At 53.1% G+C, this 1,163-nt stretch carries 1 rRNA gene; it reads left to right on the top strand.

Features of this window, described 5'->3' with window-relative positions:
* Positions 1–1,163: ribosomal RNA gene (locus tag I8J29_RS33395) — 23S ribosomal RNA — on the top strand; the annotation flags it as partial.

Here is a 1,163-nt window from a genome sequence, read left to right as displayed (position 1 = left end):
TAAGTACCCTGAGGAAGAGAAAACAACAGTGATTCCGTCAGTAGCGGCGAGCGAACGCGGATTAGCCCAAACCAAGGAGCTTGCTCCTTGGGGTTGTAGGACGTCTCACATGGAGTTACAAAGGTGTTGGCTAGACGAAGAGGTCTGGAAAGGCCCGCTATAAGAGGTAAAAGCCCTGTAGTCCAAAGTCAGCACTCTCCGAGACGGATCCTGAGTACCGCGAGACACGTGAAACCTCGTGGGAATCCGGCAGGACCATCTGCCAAGGCTAAATACTCCCTAGCGACCGATAGCGAAGCAGTACCGTGAGGGAAAGGTGAAAAGCACCGCGGAAGCGGAGTGAAACAGAACCTGAAACCGTGCGCTTACAAGAAGTCAGAGCCCGATTTAGGGGTGATGGCGTGCCTTTTGTAGAATGAACCGGCGAGTTACGTTCCCATGCAAGGTTAAGGTGAAGAGCCGGAGCCGCAGCGAAAGCGAGTCTGAATAGGGCGACTTGAGTATGTGGACGTAGACCCGAAACCGTGTGATCTACCCCTGTCCAGGGTGAAGGTGCGGTAACACGCACTGGAGGCCCGAACCCACGAATGTTGAAAAATTCGGGGATGAGGTGGGGGTAGCGGAGAAATTCCAATCGAACTCGGAGATAGCTGGTTCTCCCCGAAATAGCTTTAGGGCTAGCCTCGGTGTCAGAGTCGTGGAGGTAGAGCACTGATTGGGTGCGGGGCCCGCCAAGGGTTACCAAGTCCAGTCAAACTCCGAATGCCATGTACTTATAACCGGGAGTCAGACGGTGAGTGCTAAGATCCATCGTCAAGAGGGAAACAGCCCAGACCATCAGCTAAGGTCCCCAAGTGTGTGTTAAGTGGGAAAGGATGTGGAGTTGCAAAGACAACCAGGATGTTGGCTTAGAAGCAGCCACCATTTAAAGAGTGCGTAATAGCTCACTGGTCGAGTGACTCTGCGCCGAAAATGTAACGGGGCTAAACACACCACCGAAGCTATGGCTTGATCGCAAGATCAGGGGTAGGGGAGCGTCGTGTATAGGTAGAAGTCAGACCGTAAGGACTGGTGGACGGTACACGAGTGAGAATGCCGGTATGAGTAACGAAAAGACAAGTGAGAATCTTGTCCGCCGTAAGCCTAAGGGTTCCTGAGGAAGG

The organism is Paenibacillus artemisiicola (assembly GCF_017652985.1).
In the GTDB taxonomy this organism is placed as follows: domain Bacteria; phylum Bacillota; class Bacilli; order Paenibacillales; family Paenibacillaceae; genus Paenibacillus_Z; species Paenibacillus_Z artemisiicola.
The sequence above is the reverse complement of the archived record's forward strand: the minus strand, read 5'-3'. Positions and strand labels throughout refer to the sequence as shown.